Source organism: Stenotrophomonas sp. 107298_Sma (genome assembly GCF_056480345.1).
Genome location: NZ_CM151094.1, coordinates 3,649,133 through 3,674,862, shown reverse-complemented (window position 1 = coordinate 3,674,862; position 25,730 = coordinate 3,649,133). Strand labels below are relative to the sequence as shown.

Annotated in this window: 20 protein-coding genes; 12 read left to right on the top strand and 8 right to left on the bottom strand. The window is 66.8% G+C overall.

All coding sequences use genetic code 11. The features are described from left to right. Positions 1–20: 20 nt before the first annotated feature. Both sucD and ACZK2G_RS17155 read left to right on the top strand, forming a co-directional pair. Positions 21–896 carry a succinate--CoA ligase subunit alpha gene (gene sucD / locus ACZK2G_RS17160; protein WP_005410793.1) on the top strand — a complete coding sequence of 292 codons (876 nt, stop codon included), beginning with the start codon at positions 21–23 and terminating at the stop codon, positions 894–896. A 180-nt stretch (positions 897–1,076) separates the two neighbouring features. Beyond that, the gene (locus tag ACZK2G_RS17155; RefSeq protein WP_046985446.1) at positions 1,077–2,711 is read left to right on the top strand and encodes an NAD+ synthase; all 1,635 of its coding nucleotides are present in this window, start codon (positions 1,077–1,079) and stop codon (positions 2,709–2,711) included. A gap of 92 nt (positions 2,712–2,803) precedes the next feature. Here ACZK2G_RS17155 and ACZK2G_RS17150 read toward each other — a convergent pair whose 3' ends face one another. Then, positions 2,804–4,006, bottom strand: a complete 1,203-nt coding sequence (locus tag ACZK2G_RS17150) for an alpha/beta hydrolase family protein (RefSeq protein ID WP_046985445.1) — start codon at positions 4,004–4,006, stop codon at positions 2,804–2,806. 210 nt (positions 4,007–4,216) lie between these two features. After that, positions 4,217–5,104: an outer membrane protein assembly factor BamD gene (locus tag ACZK2G_RS17145; protein WP_046985444.1), complete on the bottom strand. Its 888-nt coding sequence runs from the start codon at positions 5,102–5,104 to the stop codon at positions 4,217–4,219. Positions 5,105–5,217: 113 nt separating this feature from the next. Between ACZK2G_RS17145 and rluD the strand changes: the two genes are divergently transcribed. The 4 genes from rluD to ACZK2G_RS17125 are packed head-to-tail and all read left to right on the top strand — an operon-like array spanning position 5,218 to position 7,916. Then, a complete protein-coding gene (rluD, locus tag ACZK2G_RS17140) occupies positions 5,218–6,207 on the top strand; it encodes a 23S rRNA pseudouridine(1911/1915/1917) synthase RluD (RefSeq protein ID WP_080103094.1) in 990 nt (329 codons plus the stop codon). Beyond that, positions 6,207–6,977 (top strand): peptidoglycan editing factor PgeF, encoded by a 771-nt coding sequence (gene pgeF / locus ACZK2G_RS17135; RefSeq protein ID WP_136639329.1) that lies wholly within the window; start codon positions 6,207–6,209, stop codon positions 6,975–6,977. Before rluD ends, pgeF begins: the two co-directional genes overlap by 1 nt. Before the next feature lie 2 nt (positions 6,978–6,979). Continuing rightward, positions 6,980–7,504 (top strand): DUF4166 domain-containing protein, encoded by a 525-nt coding sequence (locus tag ACZK2G_RS17130; RefSeq protein ID WP_169050352.1) that lies wholly within the window; start codon positions 6,980–6,982, stop codon positions 7,502–7,504. Then, complete coding sequence (locus ACZK2G_RS17125; protein WP_478473931.1) at positions 7,479–7,916, top strand: thiol-disulfide oxidoreductase DCC family protein; 438 nt, start codon at positions 7,479–7,481, stop codon at positions 7,914–7,916. Before ACZK2G_RS17130 ends, ACZK2G_RS17125 begins: the two co-directional genes overlap by 26 nt. A 72-nt stretch (positions 7,917–7,988) precedes the next feature. Here ACZK2G_RS17125 and otsA read toward each other — a convergent pair whose 3' ends face one another. From otsA to ACZK2G_RS17105, 4 genes are all read right to left on the bottom strand, one after another. Continuing rightward, complete coding sequence (gene otsA, locus ACZK2G_RS17120; RefSeq protein WP_478473929.1) at positions 7,989–9,353, bottom strand: alpha,alpha-trehalose-phosphate synthase (UDP-forming); 1,365 nt, start codon at positions 9,351–9,353, stop codon at positions 7,989–7,991. Continuing rightward, complete coding sequence (locus ACZK2G_RS17115; protein ID WP_006386902.1) at positions 9,350–11,131, bottom strand: glycoside hydrolase family 15 protein; 1,782 nt, start codon at positions 11,129–11,131, stop codon at positions 9,350–9,352. Before ACZK2G_RS17115 ends, otsA begins: the two co-directional genes overlap by 4 nt. Before the next feature lie 41 nt (positions 11,132–11,172). Continuing rightward, a complete protein-coding gene (gene otsB / locus ACZK2G_RS17110; protein WP_065723853.1) occupies positions 11,173–11,931 on the bottom strand; it encodes a trehalose-phosphatase in 759 nt (252 codons plus the stop codon). 189 nt (positions 11,932–12,120) lie between these two features. Continuing rightward, a complete protein-coding gene (locus ACZK2G_RS17105; RefSeq protein ID WP_478473927.1) occupies positions 12,121–14,553 on the bottom strand; it encodes a TonB-dependent receptor plug domain-containing protein in 2,433 nt (810 codons plus the stop codon). Positions 14,554–14,767: 214 nt separating this feature from the next. On the opposite strand from ACZK2G_RS17105, the gene ACZK2G_RS17100 reads away from it, so the two are divergent. The 4 genes from ACZK2G_RS17100 (at position 14,768) to ACZK2G_RS17085 (ending at position 20,233) form a co-directional block, all read left to right on the top strand. Beyond that, a complete protein-coding gene (locus ACZK2G_RS17100; protein WP_253078786.1) occupies positions 14,768–15,250 on the top strand; it encodes a DUF3574 domain-containing protein in 483 nt (160 codons plus the stop codon). Positions 15,251–15,286: 36 nt separating this feature from the next. Next, positions 15,287–16,144 (top strand): XAC2610-related protein, encoded by an 858-nt coding sequence (locus ACZK2G_RS17095; RefSeq protein WP_136639323.1) that lies wholly within the window; start codon positions 15,287–15,289, stop codon positions 16,142–16,144. 109 nt (positions 16,145–16,253) lie between these two features. Next, positions 16,254–17,972 (top strand): thiamine pyrophosphate-dependent enzyme, encoded by a 1,719-nt coding sequence (locus ACZK2G_RS17090; protein ID WP_136639322.1) that lies wholly within the window; start codon positions 16,254–16,256, stop codon positions 17,970–17,972. Positions 17,973–18,628: 656 nt separating this feature from the next. Continuing rightward, complete coding sequence (locus tag ACZK2G_RS17085; protein WP_136639810.1) at positions 18,629–20,233, top strand: SulP family inorganic anion transporter; 1,605 nt, start codon at positions 18,629–18,631, stop codon at positions 20,231–20,233. Positions 20,234–20,312: 79 nt separating this feature from the next. Here ACZK2G_RS17085 and ACZK2G_RS17080 read toward each other — a convergent pair whose 3' ends face one another. Further along, complete coding sequence (locus ACZK2G_RS17080) at positions 20,313–21,023, bottom strand: glutathione S-transferase (protein ID WP_478473924.1); 711 nt, start codon at positions 21,021–21,023, stop codon at positions 20,313–20,315. A gap of 170 nt (positions 21,024–21,193) precedes the next feature. Here ACZK2G_RS17080 and ACZK2G_RS17075 point away from each other — a divergent pair, with 170 nt between their 5' ends. Both ACZK2G_RS17075 and clpB read left to right on the top strand, forming a co-directional pair. Continuing rightward, the gene (locus ACZK2G_RS17075) at positions 21,194–22,018 is read left to right on the top strand and encodes a DUF3014 domain-containing protein (protein ID WP_426355358.1); all 825 of its coding nucleotides are present in this window, start codon (positions 21,194–21,196) and stop codon (positions 22,016–22,018) included. A 181-nt stretch (positions 22,019–22,199) separates the two neighbouring features. Beyond that, a complete protein-coding gene (clpB, locus tag ACZK2G_RS17070) occupies positions 22,200–24,785 on the top strand; it encodes an ATP-dependent chaperone ClpB (RefSeq protein WP_478473923.1) in 2,586 nt (861 codons plus the stop codon). Between the two features lie 72 nt (positions 24,786–24,857). On the opposite strand, the gene ACZK2G_RS17065 is transcribed toward clpB, so the two are convergent. Next, on the bottom strand, positions 24,858–25,658 hold the full coding sequence (locus tag ACZK2G_RS17065) for a MipA/OmpV family protein (RefSeq protein ID WP_253078793.1): 801 nt from the start codon (positions 25,656–25,658) through the stop codon (positions 24,858–24,860). Positions 25,659–25,730 lie beyond the last annotated feature (72 nt).

The following is a 25,730-nucleotide window of genomic DNA, read 5'->3' as shown; positions in this document are numbered from 1 at the left end:
TCCGACACCAAGGAATTCCCATGTCTGTTTTGATTAACAAGAACACCAAGGTGATCGTGCAGGGCTTCACCGGCCAGCAGGGCACCTTCCACGCCACTCAGATGATCGAGTACGGCACCCAGGTTGTTGGCGGCGTGACCCCGGGCAAGGGTGGCACCACCCATATCGACCTGCCGGTCTTCAACACCGTTGCCGACGCCGTGCAGAGCACCGGCGCCAACGCTTCGGTCATCTACGTGCCGCCGCCGTACGCGGCCGACGCGATCCTGGAAGCCGCTGCTGCCGGCATCAAGGTCATCGTCTGCATCACCGAAGGCATCCCGGTGCTGGACATGCTGCGCGTCAAGAACGTGCTGACCCGTTCGCATCCGGACACCGTGCTGATCGGGCCGAACTGCCCGGGCGTCATCACCCCGGGTGAGTGCAAGATCGGCATCATGCCGGGCCACATCCACCAGCCGGGCAAGATCGGCATCGTGTCGCGTTCGGGCACCCTGACCTATGAAGCGGTCAAGCAGACCACCGAAGTCGGCCTGGGCCAGTCCACCTGCATCGGCATCGGTGGTGACCCGATCAACGGCCTGAACTTCGTCGACTGCCTGAAGCTGTTCAACGAAGACCCGCAGACCGAAGGCATCATCATGGTCGGCGAAATCGGCGGCGACGCTGAAGAAGCCGGCGCCGAGTACATCAAGAACCACGTGAAGAAGCCGGTCGTCGGTTTCATCGCCGGTGCGTCGGCTCCGGCCGGCAAGCGCATGGGCCACGCCGGTGCGATCGCCTCGGGCGGCAAGGGCACTGCAGAAGGCAAGTTCGCTGCAATGGAAGCTGCTGGCGTCGTCACCGTGCGTTCGCCGGGCGACCTGGGCGCTGCCATCGCCAAGCTGGTGAAATAAGATCGACTGCCTCCGGCAGACGATTCTGTAGAGCCGGCCGCTGGCCGGCTGCTTGAAACAGAAAGGCCGCCTCCGGGCGGCCTTTCTGCGTCTGGTGTGGGGTCAGATCCATTTTGCTGCGCAAAAGGGATCTGACCCCGGCGTTACAATGGCGGCATTGCAACCACAGGCTGGATTCCCATGGCTTCGATCCGCATCGCGATGGCGCAGTTCGACTTCCCGGTCGGCGATGTCGCCGGCAACACCGAGCGCATCATCGAGATGATCGGCCAGGCGCGCGACGAGTACGGCGCCGAGCTGGTGATGTTCCCCGAGCTGGCCGTGAGCGGTTATCCGCCGGAGGACCTGCTGCTGCGCCCCGGTTTCCTGTACGAATGCGAGCAGGCGATGACCCGCATCGCAACCGCCTGCCGTGGCATCACCGCCGTGGTCGGCTGGCCGCAGGCAGCAGGTGCGGTGGTCTACAACGCCGCCAGCGTGCTGCGCGATGGCCTGGTCGAGCAGACCTACCGCAAGCGCGAACTGCCCAACTACGCGGTGTTCGACGAGCGTCGCTACTTCGATGTCGATCCGGATGGCGGCAGCTGCGTGTTCGAGGTCAACGGCATTCCGGTGGGCCTGCTGATCTGCGAAGACCTGTGGTTCGCCGAGCCGCTGGCCGACACCGTGCGCGAAGGTGCGCAGCTGGTGGTGGTGCCCAATGCTTCACCGTACGAGCGCGGCAAGCACGCCCAGCGCGATGCCGTGCTGGCGGCGCGTACCCGCGAGAGCGGGGCGGCGATCGCCTATCTCAATGTGGTCGGTGGCCAGGACGCGCTGGTATTCGATGGTGCTTCGGTGGTGGCCGACGGCGACGGTACCGTGCATCCGGCCGCGGCGGCCTTCGTCGATCAGTGGCTGGTGGTGGAGTACGACGGTGAAACCCGTCGCTTCATGCCGCACGTGTGGATGGACGATGGCGATGAGAGCATGGACGCGCTGGCCTGGCGTGCTGTGACCCGTGGCATCCAGGACTACTGCCGCAAGAACGGCTTCAGGAAAGTGTGGCTGGGCCTGTCCGGTGGCATTGACTCGGCGCTGGTGCTGGCGATGGCCGTGGATGCAATGGGTGCCGAAAACGTCACCGCAGTGCGACTGCCGTCGCGCTACACCGCTGGCCTGTCCAATGATCTGGCCGCCGAACAGTGCCAGGCGCTGGGCGTGAAGCTGGAAGCGGTGTCGATCGAGCCAGCATTCAAGGGCCTGATGGAATCGCTGGCGCCGATGTTCGAAGGCACCACCCCGGACGTGACCGAGGAGAACCTGCAGTCGCGCAGCCGTGGCGTGATCCTGATGGCGCTGGCCAACAAGTTCGGCGGCCTGCTGCTGACCACCGGCAACAAGAGCGAGTACGCGGTGGGTTACGCCACGATCTACGGCGACATGTGTGGTGGCTACGCGCCGCTGAAGGACCTGTACAAGACCGAAGTGTTCGGTCTGTCGAAGTGGCGCAACACCGTGGGCGGTGCGCCGGTGATCCCGCCGGCGGTGATCAGCCGCCCGCCTTCGGCCGAACTGCGCGAGAACCAGCTGGACCAGGATTCGCTGCCGGCCTATGACGTGCTGGACGGCATCCTGTACCGCTACATCGACCAGGAGCAGTCGCGCACGGAGATCGTTGCGGCCGGTTACGACGCGGCCGTGGTCGACCGCGTGCTGCGCCTGGTGCGCATCAGTGAGTGGAAGCGGCACCAGGCCGCGCCGGGGCCGAAGGTCTCGCGGCGTGCGTTCGGCCGTGAGCGCCGCTACCCGATCAGCAACGGCTACAAGGGCTGAGCGCAGGTCGCAGGGCAGGGCCAGGCGCTACCAGGTAGTGCCGGCCGCTGGCCGGCAATCCCGTAGACCACGTATCCACGCATGGCGTGAATCTACCGGGCCTGGTAGAGCAGCTGTTCGAAGCCGGCGGTTTCGGTGGCTTCGTCGAACGGGCTGTCCCCCAGCCGCGCACGCACGAACGCCAGGCCATCCGCAGCCGCCGCATCCAGCGTGCCGCGGTGGTCGACCGGATAGCGCCGGAATGCCACGGGCTCTCCACGCAGGACCAGCCCCGCGGCATACAGCAGGGTGGTCATGTACGGCACGTCGCGGTCCTCGCTGCCATGGCCCAGCATCAGCGGCTGGCTGAAACCGCGGCGCGGCACGCCCAGGTAGTCGTGCAGCAAGGTCCAGATGCCCGCCACGTCGGTCAGCGGTGAGATGAACATCGCGCCGGTATCGGCGCCTTCCAGCGTGGCGGCCAGTTCGCCCAGGCATTGCCCGCGCGCCAGCGCGACCCGTGCACGCCCCTCATCGCTGAGCACGCGGTCGATCTGCGGGGCGACCTGCAGCAGGCCATCCAGCAGATAGGCGTGATAGGCGTTGAGCGCGCCGGGATTGGCGGTGCGGTTGTCCGGTTTCATCACCAGCGCGGTCAGTTCGACGGCGGTGGGCGTGCCGGTGGTGAAGCTGCCGCGGTACCGCAGTGATGGTCCGCCGTAAGCATCCGCGATGTGGCCGGCAGCAAGCGCGGCGGCACCGCCCTGCGAATGGCCAACCGAGACCCAGCGCGGCGACAGTGTGGTGCGGCCGAGGTACTGATGGCTGGCCTTGACCAGATCGATGGCGTTGCGTGCGGCGGTGCGCACGTGCAGGTAGGCGTGGTCACCGGGGCTGCCGAGGCCCTGGTAGTCGGCGGCGACGACGGCATAGCCCTGTGCCAGGAACAGGTCGAGGAAACGCCCGTCGCGTTCAGGCTGGTAGGGGCCGGACACGGAGGGGGCGCAGCGATCGGCGATGCCCTGGGTGCCGTGTGCCCACGACACCACCGGCCAGCCACCGACCGGAGCCGCGCCGGCCGGCAGGTACAGCAGGCCGGTGCCTTCGGCCAACTGGCCACGGTGGTCTGGGGTGCGGTAGTGCAGCTTGTAGGCCTGGGCGGCCGCAGACGGCACCCAGCTGGCGCGATAGGGCGCGGCGGAGAGCAGGTCGCCGGGGGCGGCCGGGGTGGCGCCCAGCGGGCCGGAGGCCAGCGCCAGCACGGCCGAAGCGATCAGGGTGGTCAGGTGCCGCAAACGGCGGGGCGGTGGTGTCATGGGGCGCTCCTTGCCGGCCAGGATGGCCGTTGCGCCGCAGTGTGGAGGGCCTTGCCCGCGCCGATTGGGACCGGCGTCGCATCCACCGGGGATTCGGAGAATTCCTAGGCGGCACCCGGGAAGCCGTCGCGCGTGGAGCGTCCTGCTGAGAGCAGTCGAGCACGGCTCGACTCTACAGAAAGAAGAAAGGCCCCTCGCGGGGCCTTTTTCTTACTTCTTTTCCAGTCGCGCGTTGCGCTGGCCGGTGCTGGCGGACTTCTCGCCGGCGAACGGGTTCAGCTTGCGGACCATCCACGGGTACTTCGGCCACTTGCCTTCCAGCCACGGGTGGTCCGGCTGGTTCAGCTGCAGGACGCGGCGGGCGTCGTCGGCCAGGGTCTTGTTGCCCAGGTGGGTGTAGGAATCGGCCAGGACGGCGACGGCGTCGTACTGGAAGGCGCTCTGCGGGTAGGTTTCCAGCAGGTAGTTGGCGCGGCCCGCGGCCGAGACCCATGCGCCGCGGCGCATGTAGTACAGGGCGTTGTCCAGCTCGTGCTGGGCGAACACGTCACGCAGCTCCAGCATGCGCTGGCGCGCATCAGCGGCGTAGCGGCTGTTCGGGTAGCGGTCTACCACGATGTTGAAGTCCGAGTACGCCTGGTGCGGCGTGGACAGGTCGCGGCGGCTTGCATCCAGAGACCATACGCGGCGAAGGAAAACCGTACTGCGGTTGGAGTTGGCCAGGCCGCGCAGGTAGTACAGGTAGGCGATGTTGCGGTGGGTCGGGTAGGTACGGATGAAGCGGTCGATGCTGGACACCGCGTCATCGTGCTTGCCGGCCTTGTACTGGGCATAGGCGGTTTCGATCATCGCCTGTTCGGTGTACGGGCCGTACGGATACTGGGCCACCAGGCGGCGGAAGCTGCCTTCGGCGCCGCTCCAGTTGCCACCCTGCATCAGCTTGTGGCTCTTCTCGTACAACTGTTCGACCGGCGTCCCTTCATCGGGGCGATCACCCTTCTTGGCACCACGATGGCAACCGGTGGCGGCGATGACCAGCACCAGCAACAGGGCGGTGAGGCGGACGGGCGCAGAGAGCATGACGGAGCGTCGGATCATGAGGTCGAGGCGGGACGCGGCTGGAATACGAAGGGTCGATGATAGCCTAGTGTCCTGTCCAGCGACTGAAACCGGCCGCCGGGACCCCAAAATTTCAAAGAATGCCCCCTGCCATGTCTGAACAACCCTCTGAATCGGCCCGCCAGGCCATCGTCCCCGACACCTCTGCCGGCCGCCGTTTCGACGCGGTCGTGGCCGAATTGTTCCCCGAATACTCGCGTTCGCGCCTGACCGAGTGGATCAAGACCGGCGATGTCCTGCTGGACGGCGCCCAGGCCCGCCCGCGCGATCCGCTGCGCGGCGGCGAGGTGGTCACCCTCACCGTGGTGCTTGAAACCCAGACCGACGCCCAGCCGGAGGACATCCCGCTGGACGTGCTGTTCGAGGACGAGTACCTGCTGGTGATCAACAAGCCGGTCGGCCTGGTGGTGCACCCCGGCGCTGGCAACCACAGCGGCACCCTGGTCAACGCCCTGCTGTTCCGCGACCCGTCGGTGGCGGTGCTGCCGCGCGCGGGCATCGTGCATCGCCTGGACAAGGACACCAGCGGCGTGATGGTGGTGGCCAAGACTCTGGAGGCACAGACCGCGCTGGTCGAGCAGCTGGCCGCACGCGACGTGCACCGCCAGTACCTGGCCATCGTGATGGGCGCGCTGGTGGCCGGCGGCACTGCCGATGCGCCGATCGACCGCCACCCGCGCGACCGCCTGAAGATGGGCGTGCGCGAGGATGGCAAGGAAGCGGTGACCCATTACCGCCTGCGCGAGCGTTTCCGTGCACATACCGCCCTGGAATGCCGCCTGGAAACCGGCCGTACCCACCAGATCCGCGTGCACATGGCACATATCCGCCATCCGATCGTGGGCGATCCGCTGTACGGCGGCGCGCTGAAGCTGCCCAAGGGCGCCAGCGACGAGCTGGTGGCCGCGCTGCGCGGCTTCAAGCGCCAGGCGCTGCATGCCGAGACGCTGGAGTTCGTGCACCCGATCACCGGTGAGACGGTGCGCAACACTGCGCCGGTGCCGGCCGACATGCTGCACCTGCTGAAGGTGCTGCGCGAAGACAGCGACGCCTTCGCCGCACGCGAGCGGGACCGCTGGTGATGGCTGCCGCGCTGCCATTGCTGCAGGCGGACTGGCCGGCGCCTGCGGGCGTCCACGCGCTGACCACGCGGCGGCATGGTGCCGGCATCTCGCCGGCGCCGTTCGCGCAGTTCAACCTGGGCAACCGGCACGCGGCCGATGGTGACACCCCGGCCAACGTCGAGCACAACCGCCAGCTGCTGCAGCAGGGGTTGGCGCTGCCGTCGGCGCCGCATTGGCTGCGCCAGGTGCACAGCAGCACCGTACTGCGCTTCAACGCGCCGCCAGTGGCCGGTGCCAGCGAACCGGTCGCCGACGCCGCGGTGACCTCGGTGCCGGGCGTGGTGCTGGCGATCCTGACTGCTGACTGCCTGCCGGTGGTGTTCGCCGCCGTCGATGGCAGCGAGGTGGGCGCCGCCCATGCCGGTTGGCGTGGCCTGGCCGACGGCATGCTGGAGGCCACCGTGGCCGCCATGCAGACGCCACCGGCGCAGCTGCGCGCCTGGCTGGGCCCGGCGGCCGGACCGGCCGATTACGAGATCGGCGAGGAGGTCTATCACGCTTTCGTCGGCCACGATCCGGCCGCCGAGGCTGCATTCATGGCAACCCGTGCTGGCCACTGGAAGGTGGACCTGTTCGCCCTGGCCCGGCAGCGCCTGCAGGCGGCGGGGATGGACCCGGCGCAGATTCACGGCGGTACGGTGTCGACCATGGCCGATCCGGACCTGTATTCGCACCGGCGCGATCGTCGTACCGGACGCATGGCAACCCTGGCCTGGATCGCGCCCTGAGCGTGCCGCTGTTCGCGCGCGTGCTGGGGCCGGCCTTCGCCACCCTGGTCGCACCGGTGCAGGCACTGCATGCCGCGCCGCTGCCCTGCCGCTACGTGGGCCAGGCGCGGATCGAGCGCGGCCGGCACTGGCTGGTGCCGCTGCTGGCCGCGCTGGCGCGGTTGCCAAGGGATGGCGAGGCGCTGCCGACCGAGGTGGCGTTCAGTGCACACGGGCAGGGTGAACGCTGGGCACGACGCTTCGGCCGCTGGCCGATGGTATCGAGGCTGTGGGCGCACGAAGGGTATCTGCACGAGCAGTTGGGTGCGGTGCGTTTTGAGTTCGACCTGCAGGCCCGCGACGGTGGCATCGACTGGTCGGTGCGGCGGGTCTGGGCATTTGGCCTGCTGCCGCTGCCGACGCGCTGGTTTGGTGGCGTACGTTGCCGCGAGGCCTGGGACGACCAGCGCTACACTTTCCTGGTCGATGTGACCTTGCCCTGGGCAGGAGCCCTGATCCGCTATGAAGGCTGGCTCGAACCGCAGTGAAGCCGCCACCGACGCGGGCGGCGCGGTGATGGTGTTCGATGGTGTCTGCGCACTGTGCAACCGCTGGGTGCGCTTCCTGCTGCGCTTTGATCGCAAGGGACGCTATCGCTTCGCGGCAATGCAGGGTGCGCAGGGCAGCGCCCTGCTGCGCGCGCACGGGCTGGATCCGCAGGACCCGATGTCGTTCCTGTTGCTGGACGAACAGGGCGCCTGGACCGATACCGATGCGATCCTGCGCGTGCTGGCAGGACTCGGTGGTGGCTGGCGCCTCACTGGTGCGTTGCGCGTGCTGCCGCGCAGCTGGCGCGACGCGGCGTACCGCGCGCTGGCCCGCAACCGCTATCGCTGGTTCGGGCGGCATGACGCCTGCTATCTGCAGACACCGGAGCAGGCCGCACGGTTCCTGGATTGAAGAAAAAAGGGGACGGAGGGGATTAAGTCGTTTGTGCACAAACGACTTAATCCCCTCCGTCCCCTTTTTCCCTCAGCCCTCCAGCGCGTCGAGGTAGCTGCGTCGCCAGTGGTTGATGTCGTAGGTGCGCAGGTGCTCCATCATCGCGTGCCAGCGCTCCTTGCGCCGGTGCAGTGACATCGTCGCCGCGGTGGCGATGGCATCGGCGACGCCGTCCAGGTCATGCGGGTTCACCAGCAACGCCTGCTTGAGTTCGTCGGCGGCGCCGGCCAGCAACGACAGCACCAGTACGCCGGGATCTTCCGGATCCTGCGAGGCCACGTACTCCTTGGCCACCAGGTTCATGCCATCGCGCAGCGGGGTGACCAGGCCCACTGCGGCAGCGCGGTAGAAGCCGGTCAGGGTGGCATGGGTGAAGTTCTGGTTGACGTAGCGCAGCGGGGTCCAGTCGGGTGCGGCGTGGCCGCCATTGATGTGCCCGGCGATCTGTTCCAGCTGGCTGCGCAGCTGGCGGTACTCGGTGACATCGCCGCGCGAGACCGGGGCGATCTGCAGGTAGGTCAGCGAGCCGTGCTGGTCCGGATGCCGTTCCAGGTAACGCTCGAAGCCGAGGAAGCGTTCGGGCAGGCCCTTGGAATAGTCCAGGCGGTCCACGCCGATCGCCAGCTGGCGGTCGCGCAGGCTGGCGCGCAGGTTCTTCACCGCGGCCTTGGTGGCAGCGGTACCGGCCTGGCGGGCGATCAGTTCGGTATCGATGCCGATCGGGAAGGCGGCCGCACGGAAGCGGCGGCCGCCCGGCGCTTCCAGTTTACCGTTCTCGAGCACCTTGCCACCGCCGAACAGGCGCAGGTAGGTCTGGAAACGGTCGGCGTCTCGCTGGGTCTGGAAGCCGACCAGGTCGTAGGCATACAGCGCCGAGAACAACCGCAGATGGTCGGGCATCGCCTGCAGCAGGTCGGCCGAGGGCATCGGGATGTGCAGGAAGAAACCGATGCGGCAGCCGATGCCCCGTTCGCGCAGCATCGCGCCCAGCGGGATCAGGTGGTAGTCGTGGATCCAGACGATGTCGTCCTCGCGCAGCAACGGCGCGAGCTTGTCGGCGAACAGCGCGTTGACCTTGTGGTAGGTCTCGCGGGTGCCGCGATCGTAATCGACCAGGTCCAGGCGGAAATGCAGCAGTGGCCACAACGTGCGGTTGGCGAAGCCGTTGTAGTAGCCATCGACCTCGCGCTTGCTCAGGTCCAGGGTGACGAACTCGATGTCGCCATCCTTCTGCGTGTGCAGCGTGCCACTGCCATCGCGCACGCTCTTGCCGCTCCAGCCGAACCACAGGCCGCCGCGTTCCTTCAGTGCGGCCAGCAGGCCGACCGCGAGGCCGCCGGCGCGGTTTTCACCCGGCACGGCCACACGGTTTGAAACCACGACAAGACGACTCACGATGCCTCCTGCCAGGACCGCGACAGACGCATCGCGGCGGTGATCAGGCCGACGTGCGAATAGGTCTGCGGGAAATTGCCCCAGGCCTCGCCGCTGTCGAAGGCCAGATCCTCCGACAGCAGGCCCAGGTGGTTGCGCTGCTTCAACAACAGCTCGAACATCTCGCGCGCCTCTTCCATGCGACCAATCGCGGCCAGCGCATCGATGTACCAGAACGTGCAGATGGTGAAGCTGGTTTCCGGTTCGCCGAAGTCATCCGGGGCGACATAGCGGTACAGCGAGTTGCCATGCTTGAGGTCACGGCCGATGGCCTCGACGGTGGCGACGAAGCGGGCGTCCATTGCGTCGATGAAGCCGATGTCGGCCAGCAACAGCAACGACGCATCCAGGCGATGGCCGCCGAAAGTATCGGTGAAGTGGCCTCGTTCCTCGCTCCAGGCTTCGGCCATGATGCGGGCGTGGATGGTGTCGGCGCGCTCGCGCCAGTAGCGTGCGCGGTCATCACGCTTCAGGCGCACGGCGATCTTGCACAGGCGGTCGCAGGCTGCCCAGCACATTGCGCTGGTATAGGTGTGCACTTCGGTGCGGCCGCGGAACTCCCACAGGCCGGCATCGGGCACGTCATGCAGGGCGAAGGCCTGTTCGCCGAGGGGTTCCAGCCGCGCGAAGGTGTGCGCATCGCCAGGATCCTGCAGGCGACGATCGAAGAACAGCTGCGTGGAGGCGAGTACCACGCTGCCATAGACATCATGCTGGCGCTGCACCCAGGCCAGGTTGCCGCGGCGCACCGGGCCCATGCCGCGGTAACCGGACAGGCTGGGTACTTCGTCCTCGTCCAGCTTGGCTTCGAAGCCGATGCCATACAGCGGCTGCAGCGTGCCATCGTTGCTGGCCAGGTTGAAGATGTAGCCGAGGAACTGTTCCATCGTGCGCGTCGCGCCGAGGCGGTTCAGCGCACGCACCACGAACGCGGCATCGCGCAGCCAGCAGTAACGGTAATCCCAGTTGCGCACGCTGCCGGGCGCTTCGGGAATGGAGGTGGTCATCGCCGCGATGATCGCGCCGCTGTCCTCGTACTGGCACAGCTTGAGGGTGATCGCACTGCGGATCACTGCGTCCTGCCATTCCAGCGGAATGGACAGGTAGCGCACCCATTCGCGCCAGTAGTCGCGGGTGCGCTGGAAGGCGTCCTGCACGTAGCCGCTGATCGAGCGGTCGAGCGATTCGTCCACGCCCAGAATCAGGTGGACCGGATGGTTGAGCACGAAGGGGAGGCCATCGCGCACCAGCCGCACCGGCACATCGGTGGTCAGCCGCAGTACGTGCTCAGGCAGGATCCAGCGCACGTGGTTGCTGCCCCAGGTGGACTCGGGTACGCGTGCGCCCCAGTCAGCCAGCGGCCGCGCGCGTACGGTGATGCGCGGGCTGCCCGCCAGTGGACGCACCTGGCGGATCAGGCTCACCGGGCGGTAGAAGCGATCGTTCTGGCGCCAGCGCGGAGCGAAATCGAGGATTTCCAGCGAGCCGCCGTGGCTGTCGTGCAGCACGGTGCGGAGTATCGCGGTGTTGGTCAGATACTCTTGCTCGCTGCTGCTGAAATCCTCCAGCTCGATGGCGAAGTCGCCGCCGGTCTGCTGGTTGGGGCCGAGCAGGGCACAGAAGGTGGGGTCGCCGTCGAAGGTGGGCAGGCAGCTCCAGACTACGCGGGCATGTTTGTCGACCAGGGCGCCGAAGCTGCCGTTGCCGACCACGCCCAGATCAAGATCGGGTTGGGTCATCACGTGCTACATCTCGGTTGCGGCCGTGGGGGTTGGCCGGGTCAATAGGCATTCTCACGCAGCCAGGCGTGCACGCTGCGTATGTCGGGCAGTGCGAACACCGCCGCGCTGGGTTCGCGTTCACCCACCAGCACACTCCAGCCGTGCTGGCCGTTGGCGGCGTCAAAGCCGAACTCATCGGTGAGGTCGTCACCCATGAACACGGGCAGGCGGCCACGGAACGGCAGGTACTGCATCATCCGCCGCACCGCGCGACCCTTGTCGGAGCCGACCGGCACGAATTCCACCACATGATCGCCGGGCTGCAGGCGATGGCTGCTGCGACCGCGCAGGTGGCGGTCGGCAAAGGCGCGCACATCGGCTGCTGCGTTCGGTGCGCCGCGCCAGTGCAGGGCCAGGCCGACGCCCTTGTCTTCCACCAGCACGCCAGGATGTCCATGCGCGAAACGCATCGCCTGCTGGTGCAGCGCGTGCAGCCAGTCGGCGGTGTCGTCATCATGTGCGTCGCGCAGCACGCGACCATCCTCGCCACGCAGTTCGTGGCCATGCAGGCCGGCGGCCGGAAGCTGCAGGGGAGCGAACAACTGGTCCAGTTGCTCGAGCGGGCGACCACTGACCAGTGCCACGGCACCTTCCAGGCGGTCGCTGATGCGGCCGATGGCTTCGCGCACGTCGGGCAGCAACTGCACGGCATCCGGGCGTGCAGCGAATTCGATCAGGGTGCCATCAACATCGAGGAACAACGCGCAGGCATCGTCCAGCAATGGAGGTGGCGGACGCAGGGGGAGCGGTTCAGCCATGACGCCCAGCTTGCCAGCGCGGGCGTGTACGTGGGGTCGAGGGCAGGCTACGGATTTGGTAGTGCCGGCCGCTGGCCGGCAACTTCATGGTCCATGGATGCACCCTGCGGTTGCCGGCCAGCGGCCGGCACTACCGTGTAGTGCGGACCAACGGTCCGCACCCACCGAAGGCAATCACACCCAATGCGATCAGAACGTATAGCGGACGCGGCCGTAGTAGTACGCGCCGTTGCTGCCGATCGGTGACAGCACGTCATACGGCAGGTTGCCGAAGTAGTGGATATCGCTGTTGGATCGATCCGGGTAGTTGTCGGTCAGGTTCTGGCCGCCGATGGCCACGCTCCACTGCGGAGTGATGCGGTACTCGACTTCGGCATCCAGCTGCCATTCGGCCTGGTAGGTCTGGCGCGGGATGTAGCCGTCACCGAAGTTGAACACGCGGGTGGCGCTGCCATAGCGGTTCACGCGGGTGCTCAGCGACCAGTGGTCGTTGCTCCAGGCGGCCGAGAAGCTGCCACGGGTGCGCGGCGTGGCATCGGTGAGGGTGTTGGTCTCTTCGATACCGAACAGCACGTAGTCCGGGTTCAGTGCACGGAGCTGTGCCGGCGTGGCCAGCACGTTCTTCAGCGTGGTCTTGGTGTACGCATAGGTGCCGGTCAGCAGCAGCTGGCCGTTGCCCAGCGATTGCCGCCAGTTGCTCACCAGCTCGGCACCGCGGGTGCGGGTATCGGCGGCGTTGACGAAGAAACTGGCGCTCTGCAGGCCGGTGACGCCGTAGTTGGCCGCCACGTAGTCGGTCAGTGCATCGCCGGTGATGCTTTCCGACAGCGCGATGCGGTCGTCGATGTCGATCTGGAAGAAGTCCAGCGACAGGTCGAAGTGCTCGCCGATGCGGCTGGTGAAGCCCAGCGAGGTGTTGATCGACTTCTCCGGCTTCAGATTCTGCGCACCCAGGCCACGTGCGATCGGATTGTTGACCGACAGCAGTCGACCCTGCACCAGCTGGCCGCCGGCGTTGTAGCCGGTGGAGGTGGATTCGTAACCGATCTGCGCCAGCGACGGTGCGCGGAAGTTGTTGGAGATGGCGCCGCGCAGCGCGAACGCCGGGGTGAATTCGTAGCGCAGGCCGAGCTTGCCGGTCAGTTCGCCGCCGAAGTCGTCATTGTGCTCGTAGCGCGCGGCCAGATCGGTGGAGAACTTCTCGCCGAACTGGCTGGACAGGCTGGCGTAGGCGCTGGCCACGTCGCGCGACAGGCGCGCCGCGTCCTGCGGGGTCAGGCCGCCACCGGCCTGCGAGCCGGTCGGGCGGTCGGTGTACGGGCCGGCCGCATAGCTGGCCGGGTCGCCGGGACGGGTCTGGTAGCGCTCATGGCGCGCTTCCACGCCCAGGCCCAGGGTGTGGCTGATGCTGTCGCTCTGGGTGAACACGCGGCTCAGGTCGAGGTTGCCCACGGTCTGTGCGTATTCGTAGTCGGCGGTCTTGAAGCGGGTCGGGCTGGTCGGGCCCAGCGATGCGTTGAGCGAATCACGCAGGCGGTAGGTGAAATCGTTCTGCCCGTAATCCAGGCTGCCGTCGTAGCTCCACTCACCCCACTGGCCGCGCACGCCGGCCACGGCCTGCACGTCGCGGTTCTCGCCTTCGGAGATCGGCCGGTAACCATTCGGATAGATCTGCTTCCAGTTCGCATCGCCATCGGGATAGCGGAAGTAGTTCGCGCCTTCGGTATCCCGCTGGTTGAAGGTGCCGAACGCATAGAACGTGGAGGTCTGGCCCACCGGAATCTCGGTGTTCAGCCACAGGTTGATGTCCTTGCTCTTGCCATCGCCCAGCACGTAGTTGCGCTTGCCCTGCAGCGCCAGGTTGTCCGGCGTCTGGTCCCACGGCGGAATCTGGTCGAAGCCGGCGCGGTTGGTGCCGTTGCGGTGCTTGTACTCCAGGCCGACGCGCAGGAAGCCGCCGTCCTCGCCCAGCGAGGTGCCGACCTTGGCGCTGATGTTGCCGGTCTGGCCGTCGGTGAGAGTGCGGCCGATCGGCTTGAGGTCGGTGTGGTTGGCACCGTAGCTGGCCTCGATCTCGCCACCGTCGCCGCCGTTGTCGAGGATCACGTTGATCACGCCGGCCACCGCATCGGAGCCGTACAGCGCACCGGCGCCGTCGCGAAGCACTTCGATGCGCTTGATCGCGCTGACGGGGATCGAATTGAAGTCGACCGGGGTGGTGCCCTTGCCGATCTTGCTGTCGGTGTTGACCAGCGCAGTGTGGTGGCGGCGCTTGCCATTGATCAGCACCAGCACCTGGTCCGGCGACAGGCCGCGCAGCTGCGCGGCGCGCACGTGGTCAGCGCCGCCGGAGTTGGACTGGCGCGGGAAGTTGAACGACGGCAGCAGCGCCTGCAGCGCACTGCCCAGCTCACCGTTGACCACGCCGGCCTTGCGGATGTCCTCGGCGGTGAGCACATCCACCGGCGAGGTGGATTCGAGCACGGTGCGGTCGGCCGCGCGGGTGCCGGTGACGATCACCGTGTCCAGGTTGGTGGCGTCCTGGGCCAGGGCCGGGGCGGCGGCGGAAAGCGCGAGGGCGATGGCGAGGCCGAGTGGCGACGCAGGAAGGCGGACGGACATGGGGGCTCCAGCAACAACGACGACGGGAAGGGGGGAGATAGTTTCACTTACATCCATCCGGATGAAGCGATATATTATCTTCGCGTGATGGCCGGTGCCGATGCAAGCCCTGCCGGTCCGGCATGAGCTGATGCCCCGCTGGCATCAGCACGCCGGGCCGGTGGCGCTGTACGCTGCCGCCTCGCCTTGTCCCCCTTCCCCCGGAGTTGTACCGATGAAACACCTTGGCCTCGTCTTCGCCGTGCTGCTGGCCACCAGCGGCTGCGCCAGCCTCTCTTCGCAGGCGCCCAGCGCCTATGCCACGGCCACCACCGCCGAACTGAAGGGCGATGCCGCCCGCCCGTCCGCCGGCCACGGCTGGGTGCGCAGCGAGCTGTACTTCGGCGTGGGCGAGGAGCAGGGCGCCGGCAACCGCCCGCAGGCCGACACCATCAGCGATGCGCAGTGGCGCACTTTCCTGGACAAGGAAGTGACCCCGCGCTTCCCGGATGGCCTGACCGTGTTCGATGCCTACGGCCAGTGGCTGTTCCGCGGCGATGCCAGCCCCAACCGCCTGCGCACCAAGGTGCTGGTGGTGCTGCACGAGGACACCCCGCAGCGCCGCGCCGATATCGAAGCGATCCGCCTGGCGTGGAAGCAGCAGACCAAGCATCAGTCGGTGCTGTGGTCGCGGCAGCCGGTCGAGGTATCGTTCTGACCTGAAGGGGCCATCGTGGCGCCACAGGGATGGACGATGAAACACAGGGACTACGTGCTGGGCCTGCTGCTGGCAGGCCTGTGGCTGCCGACGGCGGAGGCGAATGAGGGCGACGGCGAAACACTACGGTTCCAGGTCGCCGCTCACGTGCAGGCACACGCCGATCCCCAGCAGGACGGCAGCATCGCGGTTCAGTTGTCGCCGTCGGGCAAGCGCCAGAATCTGGCGGGCGCGGCGGATGCGGACGGCAATTCGCGATGGGGTCTGGAGGACGTCGATTTCGATGGCTACCCGGAATTGATTGCACGTGCATCGGTGGGCATGGTCAACGAAGCGGTGGCGGTGTACCGCTTCGATCCGGCCAGTGCTGGGTTCCGCGCGCTGCAGGCCGACACCCGCGGCAAGGACAGTTGCGGTGACTTGATGGGGCTGACTGTCGATCGTTCGAGCCGCACCCTGACCAGCAGCTGCCGCAGCGGCCCGATGTGGTACACCGATCAGTACCGGTTTGCAGGTACGAAGCTCTATCTGTACCGCTCCGAAAGCGTGTTGATGCTGGGCGATACGCTTAACGCCGCGCTGCATTGGGTGCAGACCGACGAGCAGGGGCCGTTGGCAGTCTGGCGCACCTATGATGCCGCCGGAAACGTGCTTGAGACGGCCATTGCCGATGGCCTGGGCGCACCGCCCGACGGACCGCTGCGTGGCCAGCAGGCCTCCGTGCTGGCGGCGCGCCTGTTCCTGTTCGACCGGCCCGGTGCATCCAGCACCAAGCGTTACCTGGTGCAGGGCGACCGTGTGGAAATGCTGGATGAACAGGATGGCTGGATGAAGCTGCGCTACCGCAACCCGAAGCAGGGCGCGGTGGTGGGCTGGATCAACGTCAACGATTGACGAGACATCCGTCTGAAGTTTGCGCATCGAGGCGATGCGCGCCTTGCCCACGGGGGCATCACTTCACCGGGTCTAGCCTCGGAGGTTCCCCCGTTCGAGGATGTATCCGATGAGCAAGCGCGTGGCCGAAATCGTGGTGGACGCCCTGCAGCAGGCCGGTGTCCGCCGTTGCTACGGCATCGTGGGCGATACGCTCAATCATGTTACCGATGCGATGCATGGCAGCGAGATCGCTTGGGTGCACGTACGCCATGAAGAAGTGGCAGCGTTCGCTGCCGGCGCCGATTCGCTGGTCAGCGGCCAGTTGACGGCGTGTGCTGGCTCCTGCGGGCCCGGTGGCCTGCATTTCATCAATGGCATCTTCGAGAGCAACCGCAACCGGGCGCCGATGGTGCTGATCGCCAGCCAGATCGTCACCAGCGAGCTGGGCATGGAGTTCCCGCAGGAAGTGGACTTCAAGGCGGTGTATGGCAGCTGCACGGTGTTCTGCGAACAGGTGCACAGCGCCGAACAGGCGCGACGCGTGGTGGCGCTGGCCTGCCAGGCCGCGATCAGCCGTCGCGGCGTCGCCGTAGTGATCCTGCCGGCTGACATCAGCGAGGCCGAGGTGAAGCACGATGTGCCGTTCTCGGTGCACTACACCCAGCCGGTGCTGCGTCCATCCGACACCGAGCTTCAGCACATCGCCGAGCTGCTGGGGCAGGGCAAGCGCATCGGCATCTATGCCGGCGCCGGTTGCCAGGGCGCGCACGCCCAGTTGTTGGAACTTGCGCGCAGGTTGCAGGCGCCGGTGGCGCACACCTCGCGCGCCAAGGATTTCGTCGAACCGGACAACCCGTACAACATGGGCATGACCGGCATCTTCGGCATCGAATCCGGCTTCCACACACTGATGGAGTGCGACACGCTGCTGCTGCTCGGCGCTGATTTCGCTTGGGGCCAGTTCTATCCGGACAAGGCGACGATCATCCAGGTCGACCGCGATGGCAGCCACCTCGGCCGCCGCCATCCGGTGAACCTTGGCGTGGTCGGTGATATCGCGCCGACGCTGGACGCCTTGCTGCCGATGCTGCCGCCGCGCGAGGACAGCAGTTTCCTGGACGAGTGCATCGAGCGCCGTGACAAGGCACTGAAAAAGCGCGAGAAGGAAGAGCAGCCCGGTGAGGGCGAGCTGATCCATCCGCAGCACCTGACCGCGCTGCTGTCGAAATATGCCACCGATGATGCACTGTTCACCGCCGACGGTGGCTCGCCGATGGTGTGGGTGTTGCGCCACATCCGCGTCAACGGCCGCCGCCGCACGCTGACCAGCCTGCTGCACGGCACGATGGCCAATGCGATGCCACAGGCACTGGGCCTGCAGAAGGCGTTCCCGGGCCGGCAGGTGATCTCGCTGTCCGGCGATGGTGGCCTGGCGATGCTGCTGGGCGATCTGTTGACGGCCGTGCAGGAAAACCTGCCGATCAAGGTGGTGGTGTTCAACAACGGCTCGTTGAATTTCGTCGAGCTGGAGCAGAAGGTGGAGGGGCTGTTGGACAACTACACCGACCTGAAGAACCCGGACTTCGGCCGCCTGGCCGAAGTGATCGGCTTCCACGGCCGCACCGTGACCCGCAGCGAGGACCTGGAGGAAGCGGTGCAGGACTTCCTGTCCCAGCGTGGCCCGGCGCTGCTGGACGTGCACACCAGCCGCGCCGAGCTGGTGATGCCGCCGCAGATCGAAGCCAAGCAGGTGGCCGGCACGGCGTTGTACGCGGCCAAGGCGGTGTTGAACGGCCGTTTCGACGACGTGAAGCATCTGCTGGTGGACAACTTCCTGAAGAAGTGAGGGTTGGGGTCTGATGCAGGGCTGCGCCCTGCACCCGCCGAATCAACGTCAACGTCAACGTCAAAAGCGGGGTATCGGTGGGATGGCGGGGTGGGTCCGGTTGCGGGGGACGCCGTAAACCCATCCTTGGGGGCTTGGCCGCGGCATCCATGCCGCGGACACCCCCGCAGCCGGACCCACCCCGCCTTCGACAGATTTCCGCGATCTGTTGGAATGGCATGGCCTGTTGCTCGTGGGGGTCGACCTTGGTCGGCACAGTAGATCCACGCCATGCGTGGATGCTTCCCGGTAGTGCCGGCCGCTGGCCGGCAACCAGGCAGATGCCTGCGATCCGGCGCTTGAGAGCGCAGCGACCGGCTTCTGCTTTTGATCTTTTGATTCTCTTCCGTGGCTGGCGCCCGCAGGAAACTGTCAGGGGCCGGGCGGGTAGGCTGCGCGGGGGTGTCCGCGGCATGGATGCCGCGGCCAAGCCCCCAAGGATGGGTTCACGGCGTCCCTCGCGTAGCCTACCCACCCGGCCCAACACGGGAAATCGTAGTTCGCGACCAACCACGAGGGGCTCCGCCGTTGGCTGGAACCCATCATTCCACGACGGAATTGGCGCGCTGGCCTCGCTGGGCCTACCATCGGCGGTCCCCACCCCCACCGCCCCTTCCATGTCCGCTCCCGCTCCCGCCGCACCGCGTCGCTGGTTCGTCGCCGGCGACTTCAACGGCTTCTTCGGCCTGGTCGTCGACAACCTCTCCATCCTCGGCTTCATCGCCATGGCCCTGGTCGGGATCTTCCAGTTCCCCGCCGACGTAGTGTTCGGCCGCATGTTCCCCGGCACTGCCTTCGGCGTGCTGGTTGGCAACCTGCTGTACACCCTGATGGCGCGCCGCCTGGCCACGCGCACCGGCCGCGACGATGTCACCGCCATGCCGCTCGGCCTGGATGCACCGACCAGCATCGGCATGGCCCTGCTGGTGCTCGGTCCTGCTTTCATTGCGTTCAAGCAGCAGGGCATGGACCCGCATGCCGCGGGTATTGCGACCTGGCAGCTGGGCATGGCCGCGCTGGTCATCATGGGCGTGCTCAAGTTCGTGCTGTCATTCTTCGGTGAAGCGGTCACCCGCGCGCTGCCGCGTGCTGCGCTGCTGGGTTCCATCGCCGGCATCGCGCTGGTGCTGATGGGCCTGCTGCCGCTGCTGGAAACGCTGCGCTCGCCGCTGGTTGGTTTCACGACGCTGGGCCTGCTGCTGTACGTGCTGATCGCCAAGGGCAAGCTGCCGGTGCGTGGCCCGGGCGTGCTGTTGGCCTTCGTGTTCGGCACCGTGCTGTATTACGGCCTTGGCCTGGCCGGGCTCGGCGCACCGGGCTTCCACGTACCGGAGTGGGTGCCGCCGCAGGTGGTGCTGCCGCTGCCGACGCTGGGTTTCCTTGATGGCCTGCCCACCGCGATGACCTACCTGCCGCTGCTGCTGCCGTTCGGCCTGCTGATGGTGGTCGGTGGCATCAACGTCTCCGAAAGCGCACGCGCGGCCGGCGATGATTACCGCACCCGCGACATCCTGCTGGTGGAGGCGGTGGCCACGCTGGTGGCTGGCGTCTGCGGCGGCGTCGCGCAGACCACGCCGTACATCGGCCAGCCGGCCTACAAGCACATGGGTGCGCGCAGCGGCTACACGCTGCTGACCGGCCTGTTCGTCGGCATCGGCGGCATGCTCGGCATCATCTCCGGGCTCGTGCAGTGGCTGCCGTTGGCGGTGCTGGCACCGATCATCGTGTACGTGGCCATCGACATCACCACCCAGGCCTTCCAGGCCACGCCGCGTCACCATACCGGCGCGATGGTGTTCGGTTTCCTGCCGTCGGTGGCCTACCTGCTGGCGATCAAGGCGCCGGGCTGGATCGCGCCGGACCAGTTGCCGCAGCTGCTGACCAAGCTCGACGGCCACGGCCTGCCGGAGCTGGCGGTGATCTTCACCCTCGGCAATGGCTTCATCATCACCTCGATGCTGTGGATCTCGGCGGTGGCGGCAATGGTCGATGGCCGTCTGCGCCGCGCCTGCGGTTTCCTGCTGGTGGCCGCCGTGCTGACCCTGTTCGGCCTGATCCACTCGGTGGACCCGCGCGGCGGCATCTACCTGCCGTGGGATCTGGACGGCCTGGCGCGGATCATCAGCTGGCAGTTCGCCGGCGCCTACGTGGCACTGGCAGTGCTGCTGGGCCTGCTGTCGCTGCAGAAGCAGGCGGTGAAGCCGCTGGGTGAAAACAGCTGACCCCAAGGTAGTGCCGGTCGCTGGCCGGCATCCTCATGGATCTCGGACGCAGTGTGCAGCTGCCGGCCAGCGGCCGGCACTACCGCTCCCCATCCAGCTCCGGGTAGTGGCGGAAGATGCCATTGGTGTTGAACGGCAAGCGCCGTTCCGAGGCCAGGTAGGCGGCAATGGCCGGCCGCTTCGCCACCCGCTCCTGCAGCGCACGCAGCAGGGGCAGGGTTGGGTCCAATGCCTGCATGCGGCGTGGGAACATGTAATCCAGCCCGCTCAGCAGCTGGAAAAGCGACAGATCCACGTAGGAATGCTCGCGTAGCGCATGGCGGCCGCCATTGGCGGCCAGCACCTGCTCGAAATAGCCGAGGAACTTCGGCAGCCGCTCGCTGCGCAGTGACGCGGCACGTGCCTTGGCCTCGGTCTTCTGCTCTTCGTAGTACTTCGATGCAGCGATCGGATGGTGGGTGTCATGCACCTCGGCCACCAGATCGGCGATGGTGAGCTGCAACTGCAGCGCCTGCATCCGCCGCGAGGCCGCCTGTGGCACCAGGTCCAATGTCGGGCCAAGGAAATCCAGGATCGCCGCGACCTGTGCGATGACCTGGCGGCCGGCCTTGAGAAACGGCGGTGCAAATGGCTGCGTTCCCTCACTTTTCCCATCAAGGAAAGGTTGCATCACTGCGTCGCCGTGTAACCGCGCCATGTCGACGTAGTCGGCGCCGGCATCTTCCAGGGCCAGCCGCACGAATTCACCGCGGCCCTGGATGCCGGTCCAGTAGTACAGCGCGTATTGCATGGCAACGTCTCCACACGACAAGAGCAACAGCCTCGCGCGCGGCGTGCAAAGCAGGCGTGAGAATGGCTGCAGGTCCTGCCCAACCCAAACCGCAGCCGAACGAAGGGGGAACCCCCGCCGACAAGGGGGGTCACACCTTCTCCATGCGTGTGAAAACGAGGTGCTGCATCATGCAGAGTGGAAAGGCGGTATGGCCCTGGGTGCTGGGCGTGGTGGTGATCGGCGGTGCGGGCGGGTGGTTGTTCCGCGATCAGCTGAAGAGCCTGGCGGACGGCGTTTCGGTGCCGGTGCAATCCACTCCCGCCAGCAGCGCTGCACCTCCACAGCCAATGCCTGTGGAGCAACCGGTCCCGGGACCTCCACCGATCAGGCACCCGCTGGAGACAGAAGCGGCCGCTGATCCAGCACTGCCGAAACTGGCCGACAGCGATGCCGCTGCATGGGGCGCGCTGAGCCAGCTGTTCCAGGGCGAGGGCCCGCTGACCCCGCTGTTGCGCGATCATCTGATCCAGCGCCTGGTCACCCAGGTCGACAACCTGGACAAGCCGAGCGTGCCGCCGACCGCACTGGCCGCGCGGCCGCTGCCGGGCAACCTGCAGGTCGAGGCGGGTGAGGGCGGCGAACGCATCGCCGCAGCCAATGCGGCGCGCTATGCGCCCTATGTGCAGGCGTTCACCGCGCTGGATCCGGCGGCGACGGCCACCGCCTACAAGCGTTTTTATCCGTTGATCCAGCAGGCCTATGTCGATCTTGGCCGGCCCGACGGCTACTTCAACGACCGCCTGGTGGCGGTGATCGACCACCTGCTGGACACCCCGGAGCCGGCCCAGCCGCCGTTGGTGGAACGCGACGAGCGTGGCCGCTACCGCTTCGTCGACGCCACCCTGCAGTCGCGCTCGATCGGGCAGAAGGCCCTGCTGCGCATGGATGTGGCGCAGGCAAGGGCCATCAAGCAGCAGCTGCGGGCGATCCGTACTGCGATCACCCGCGGCTGAGCCCGTCCACCGCGCGAAACTGATCGGGATCAACGCGCCGACCACACCCGCTCCGGCATGCTGGCCGCAGGCTGACTGGCCTCGGGGTGCAGTCGCAGCCACCCTTGAAACGGGGTGGGGCAACCGCATCTTTCCAGCATCGCCGGCGCGGGCCGGCCCTGATGACCGATGAGGATTCGCAATGCGGATGGACAAGCTCACCTCGCGTTTCCAGCAGGCGCTGGCAGACGCACAGTCGCTGGCCGTGGGCCGCGACAACAGCATCATCGAACCGGTTCACCTGTTCAGCGCGCTGCTGGACCAGCAGGGCGGCAGCACGCGCCCGCTGCTGGCCCAGGCCGGGGTGAACGTGCCGGTACTGCGCGAGCGCCTGACCGAGGCGCTGGATGCGCTGCCCAAGGTGTCCGGCCAGGCCGGCAACGTTTCGATGGGCAATGACCTGGGGCGCCTGCTCAACCAGACCGACAAGCTGGCCCAGCAGAACGGCGATGCCTTCATTGCCAGCGAGTGGTTCGTGCTGGCCGCGCTGGACGACAGCGGCACGCTGGGCATGGCGCTGCGCGCCGCCGGTGCCGACAAGACCCGCCTGCAGGCCGCCATCGACAAGCTGCGCGGCGGCGAGAACGTGCAGTCGGAAAATGCTGAAGAACAGCGGCAGGCGCTGGAGAAGTACACCATTGACCTGACCGCACGTGCCGAGAGCGGCAAGCTCGATCCGGTGATCGGCCGCGATGAAGAAATCCGTCGCACCATCCAGGTGCTGCAGCGCCGGACCAAGAACAACCCGGTGCTGATCGGCGAACCCGGCGTGGGCAAGACCGCCATCGTGGAAGGCCTGGCCCAGCGCATCATCAACGACGAAGTGCCCGAAGGCCTGCGCGGCAAGCGCGTGCTGTCGCTGGACATGGGCGCGCTGATTGCCGGTGCCAAGTTCCGCGGTGAGTTCGAGGAACGCCTGAAGGGCGTGCTCAACGACCTGGCCAAGAGCGAAGGGCAGATCATCCTGTTCATCGACGAGCTGCACACCATGGTCGGCGCCGGCAAGGCCGACGGTGCGATGGATGCCGGGAACATGCTGAAGCCTGCGCTCGCACGCGGCGAGCTGCACTGCGTAGGTGCCACCACGCTGGACGAGTATCGCAAGTACATCGAAAAGGATGCCGCGCTGGAGCGTCGTTTCCAGAAGGTGTTCGTGGGCGAGCCGTCGGTGGAGGACACCATCGCGATCCTGCGCGGGCTGAAGGAAAAGTACGCGGTGCACCACGGCGTGGAAATCACCGATCCGGCCATCGTGGCGGCGGCGACCCTGTCCAACCGCTACATCACCGACCGCCAGCTGCCGGACAAGGCCATCGACCTGATGGACGAGGCTGCTTCGCGCCTGCGCATGGAGATCGACTCCAAGCCGGAGGAACTGGACCGCCTGGAACGCCGGGTGATCCAGCTGAAGATCCAGCGCGAGATGCTGAAGAAGGAAAAGGACGAGGCCTCGCGGCAGCGCCTGGCCGATCTGGAAAACGACATCGATGGATTGGAGCGCGAGTTCTCCGACCTCAATGAAATCTGGAAATCGGAGAAGGCCGCGCTGCAGGGTGCAACCAAGATCAAGGAGCAGGTCGAGCAGGCCAAGCTGGAGCTGGAATCCGCGCAGCGCCGCCAGGATTTCGCACGCATGAGCGAGATCCAGTACGGCCTGCTGCCGCAGCTGGAAAAGCAGTTGGCCGCCGCGCAGGAAGCCGAGCACAAGGACTTCAAGCTGGTGCAGGACCGGGTCACCGATGAGGAGATCGCCGAGGTTGTCTCGCGCTGGACCGGCATTCCGGTCAACAAGATGCTCGAAGGTGAGCGCGACAAGCTGCTGCGGATGGAAGAGGTGCTGCACAACCGCGTGGTCGGCCAGGAGGAAGCGATCAAGGTCGTCTCCGACGCCGTGCGCCGCTCGCGTGCGGGCCTGTCCGATCCGAATCGTCCGGCCGGTTCGTTCCTGTTCCTCGGCCCGACCGGCGTTGGCAAGACCGAGCTGTGCAAGTCGCTGGCCGAGTTCCTGTTCGACAGTGCCGACGCGATGATCCGCATCGACATGAGCGAGTTCATGGAGAAGCACAGCGTCGCCCGCCTGATCGGTGCGCCCCCGGGCTACGTCGGTTACGAAGAGGGTGGCTACCTGACCGAGGCGGTGCGTCGCCGTCCGTACTCGCTGATCCTGCTGGACGAAGTGGAGAAGGCGCATCCGGATGTGTTCAACATCCTGCTGCAGGTGCTGGACGATGGCCGCCTGACCGATGGCCAGGGCCGCACTGTGGACTTCCGCAACACCGTCATCGTGATGACCTCCAACCTGGGCTCGCACCAGATCCAGGACATGAGCAGTGATGACAGCCCGGAGGCCTACATGCAGATGAAGGCGGCGGTGATGGGCGTGGTGCAGGCGCACTTCCGTCCGGAGTTCATCAACCGCCTGGACGACATCGTGGTGTTCCACCCGCTGGACAAGCAGCAGATCAAGCAGATCGCGCGCATCCAGATGCGTGGCCTGGAGAAGCGGCTGGCCGAGCGTGGGCTGAAGCTGGTGGTGTCCGATGCGGCGTTCGATCTGCTCGGCAACGTCGGCTTCGATCCGGTGTACGGCGCACGTCCGTTGAAGCGTGCGATCCAGGCGCAGCTGGAGAACCCGCTGGCGCAGAAGATCCTGTCCGGCGCCTTCGTCAACGGCGATACCATCGAAGTCGGCAACGACGGCGGCCACCTGGTGTTCGCCAAGGCGTGATTCACACGGGGCGCTGCCTGGTCGCAGCGCCCCGTTTCCTGCGTGTAGCACCGGGTCACACCCGGCGTCACCTCAGAAGCGGTGCGTGTATCCGCTCATCAAGCCGAACTGATTCGGTTTCTGCACGATCGGGCTGTCGGCCGCATCGCCGAGCAGGCGCGTGCCTTCCGCCGAGATGTACCAGTTGCCATTGCGGCCCACGCGGTGGCTCCACTTCAGGCCAAGCCCGGCACTGACCAGGCCTGCTTTCGGCTTGTGCTGGGCAAATCCGGTGCGCGCTGCCTGTTCCGGACTCACGCCGTACCAGGTCTGCATGTAGCCGCGATTGCCGTACTCGGTGGCGACACTGCCACTGACCACACCACCGGCAAAATCGAACAGCGGCATCGACAGGCTCAGCTGCATCTGCTGGGTGGCCAGGCCGTTGTCACCCTTGTCTTCATCCTTGCGGGTGAACTGCCAGCTGCCGCTCAGCACGGCTTCGCCCAGCGTATAACCAGCCGAGAGGCCGACCAGGGGACGGGTACGGATATCACCCATGCCGCGCAGGAAGTCCGAACCGCCGAGCGCGGAGTCCTTGTCGCGGCGGCTGCCGCTGGCACCGATGTAGGCACGCAGGTGGGTGTGTTCGCCGATGGCCGTACCCCAGCCGAGGCCACTGGTGCCCAGAAACCAGCCACCGGGTGACATGGCATCGAAGGACAGCATGGGCGACGCCTGGTACTCCTTGCTGCCGCTGTAGCGCGGTGTCGCACCGGCACCGGCGGCGACTTCGAAGGTCCAGTGGTCATCCTTGGCGTGGGCGATCGGCGCGGCGAACAACGGCAGCAGGGCGAGGCAGAGCAGGGTGGGGGTACGGTGACGCAGGGACATGGGCACTCTCGACGAAGGGAGGAATGCAGCACGCGCATCCGGCGAGTGCTGCAGGGTCGCTAGCGTGGCGAT

What these genes read in the sequence shown, in the direction of transcription:
- sucD (WP_005410793.1), top strand. Translation starts at nt 21, where the DNA reads ATGTCTGTTTTGATTAACAAGAACACCAAGGTGATCGTGCAGGGCTTC.
- ACZK2G_RS17155 (WP_046985446.1), top strand. Translation starts at nt 1,077, where the DNA reads ATGGCTTCGATCCGCATCGCGATGGCGCAGTTCGACTTCCCGGTCGGC.
- ACZK2G_RS17150 (WP_046985445.1), bottom strand. Translation starts at nt 4,006, where the DNA reads ATGACACCACCGCCCCGCCGTTTGCGGCACCTGACCACCCTGATCGCT.
- ACZK2G_RS17145 (WP_046985444.1), bottom strand. Translation starts at nt 5,104, where the DNA reads ATGATCCGACGCTCCGTCATGCTCTCTGCGCCCGTCCGCCTCACCGCC.
- rluD (WP_080103094.1), top strand. Translation starts at nt 5,218, where the DNA reads ATGTCTGAACAACCCTCTGAATCGGCCCGCCAGGCCATCGTCCCCGAC.
- pgeF (WP_136639329.1), top strand. Translation starts at nt 6,207, where the DNA reads ATGGCTGCCGCGCTGCCATTGCTGCAGGCGGACTGGCCGGCGCCTGCG.
- ACZK2G_RS17125 (WP_478473931.1), top strand. Translation starts at nt 7,479, where the DNA reads ATGAAGGCTGGCTCGAACCGCAGTGAAGCCGCCACCGACGCGGGCGGC.
- ACZK2G_RS17115 (WP_006386902.1), bottom strand. Translation starts at nt 11,131, where the DNA reads ATGACCCAACCCGATCTTGATCTGGGCGTGGTCGGCAACGGCAGCTTC.
- otsB (WP_065723853.1), bottom strand. Translation starts at nt 11,931, where the DNA reads ATGGCTGAACCGCTCCCCCTGCGTCCGCCACCTCCATTGCTGGACGAT.
- ACZK2G_RS17105 (WP_478473927.1), bottom strand. Translation starts at nt 14,553, where the DNA reads ATGTCCGTCCGCCTTCCTGCGTCGCCACTCGGCCTCGCCATCGCCCTC.
- ACZK2G_RS17100 (WP_253078786.1), top strand. Translation starts at nt 14,768, where the DNA reads ATGAAACACCTTGGCCTCGTCTTCGCCGTGCTGCTGGCCACCAGCGGC.
- ACZK2G_RS17095 (WP_136639323.1), top strand. Translation starts at nt 15,287, where the DNA reads ATGAAACACAGGGACTACGTGCTGGGCCTGCTGCTGGCAGGCCTGTGG.
- ACZK2G_RS17090 (WP_136639322.1), top strand. Translation starts at nt 16,254, where the DNA reads ATGAGCAAGCGCGTGGCCGAAATCGTGGTGGACGCCCTGCAGCAGGCC.
- ACZK2G_RS17085 (WP_136639810.1), top strand. Translation starts at nt 18,629, where the DNA reads ATGTCCGCTCCCGCTCCCGCCGCACCGCGTCGCTGGTTCGTCGCCGGC.
- ACZK2G_RS17080 (WP_478473924.1), bottom strand. Translation starts at nt 21,023, where the DNA reads ATGCAATACGCGCTGTACTACTGGACCGGCATCCAGGGCCGCGGTGAA.
- ACZK2G_RS17075 (WP_426355358.1), top strand. Translation starts at nt 21,194, where the DNA reads ATGCAGAGTGGAAAGGCGGTATGGCCCTGGGTGCTGGGCGTGGTGGTG.
- clpB (WP_478473923.1), top strand. Translation starts at nt 22,200, where the DNA reads ATGCGGATGGACAAGCTCACCTCGCGTTTCCAGCAGGCGCTGGCAGAC.
- ACZK2G_RS17065 (WP_253078793.1), bottom strand. Translation starts at nt 25,658, where the DNA reads ATGTCCCTGCGTCACCGTACCCCCACCCTGCTCTGCCTCGCCCTGCTG.